Below are 1438 nucleotides of genomic sequence, written 5' to 3'. Positions count from 1 at the left end.
CCCTCATGCAGCATCGAGATGTCCTGGTAGCGCAGAGTGCGCTCCATGCCGGCGACGAACACCGATTGCTGGTCGGAATTGCCGGCCCTGAAATGGTTGAACACCAGGTTCAGCGTGATCGCCATCAGCGCGGCCGAGCTGATGCCGGAATGGAAGATGGTGACGAACCAGGACGGGAAGTGCTCGTAGAACTGGGGCGCGGCGATCGGGATCATGCCGAAGCCGATCGAGGTCGCCACGATGATGAGGTTCATGTTGTTGGTGTAGTCGACCTTGGACAGCGAGCGGATGCCGCTGGCCGCCACGGTGCCGAACAGCACGATGCCGGCCCCGCCCAGCACCGCGGGCGGCACGGCGGCGATCACCCGCCCCATCACCGGCAGCAGGCCGAGCGTCACCAGGATGAGGCCGGCGGTGGCGACCACGAAGCGGCTCTTGATGCCGGTGACGGCGATCAGGCCGACATTCTGGGCAAAGGCGCTCTGGGTGAAGGAGCCGAAGATCGGTGCCAGGGTCGAGGAGAGCATGTCGGCGCGCAGGCCGTCGCCGAGGCGGCGCGAGTCGACCTTGGTGCCGATGATCTCGCCGACGGCCAGGATGTCGGCCGAGGTTTCCACCAGGGTGACGATGATGACGATGAACATCGAGACGACGGCGGCGATCTGGAAGGTCGGCCAGCCGAAATGGAACAGGCTGGGCAGGGCCGCGGTGGGGCCGCTGGCGACCTTGGAGAAATCGGTCATGCCGAAGGCCATGGCGATGGCGGTGCCGATCACCATGGCGAGCAGGATCGACAGGCGGGAGATCGCCGCGTTGCCGAGCTTGCTCAGGAGCAGCACGATGCCGAGCGTGGCACCGGCGAGCGCGATATTGGGCATGCTGCCGAAATCGGGGGCCTTGGGATTGCCGCCCATGGCCCAGCGTGCCGCCACCGGCATCAGGGTGAGGCCGATGGTGGTGATGACGATGCCGGTGACCAGGGGCGGGAAGAACTGGGTGATCTTGGAGAAGACCGGGGTGATCAGAAGCCCGAGCAGGGAGGCGGCCATGACCGCGCCGAGCACGGCCGGCAGGCCGCCGCCGGTGGGGCTGACGACGATGGCCACCATGGTGGCGACGCCGGCAAAGGAGACGCCCTGCACCAAAGGCAGGCGGCAGCCGAACAGGGGCAGGCCCAGGGTCTGCAGGATGGTGGCAAGGCCCCCCGCGAACAGCGAGGCGGTGATCAGCATGCCGACCTCCTCGGGCGCCAGCCCGGCCGCCTGGCCGACGATCAGCGGCACGGCAACGATGCCGCCATACATGGTCAGGACGTGCTGCAGGCCATAGGCCAGGTTGGCGCCGATGCCCAGATTCTCGTCTTCAGGGCGCTGCAAAGCTGGGGCAGCCGTGCCGATCGATGTGGAACTCAAGCCGGTTTCCTCCTTCACGCGTTCTT

1 protein-coding gene is annotated in these 1438 nt (G+C 66.9%); it reads right to left on the bottom strand.

The annotated features are described in order from the left end of the window. Positions 1-1412, bottom strand: a 1412-nt coding sequence (locus tag ABXS05_RS34830) for a nucleobase:cation symporter-2 family protein (RefSeq protein WP_367627082.1), incomplete at its 3' end; no start/stop codon positions are given. Positions 1413-1438: the final 26 nt, after the last annotated feature.

The sequence above is a fragment of the Labrys neptuniae genome (assembly GCF_040797145.1).
In the GTDB taxonomy this organism is placed as follows: domain Bacteria; phylum Pseudomonadota; class Alphaproteobacteria; order Rhizobiales; family Labraceae; genus Labrys; species Labrys neptuniae.
This window is presented reverse-complemented; position numbering and strand designations above follow the sequence as displayed.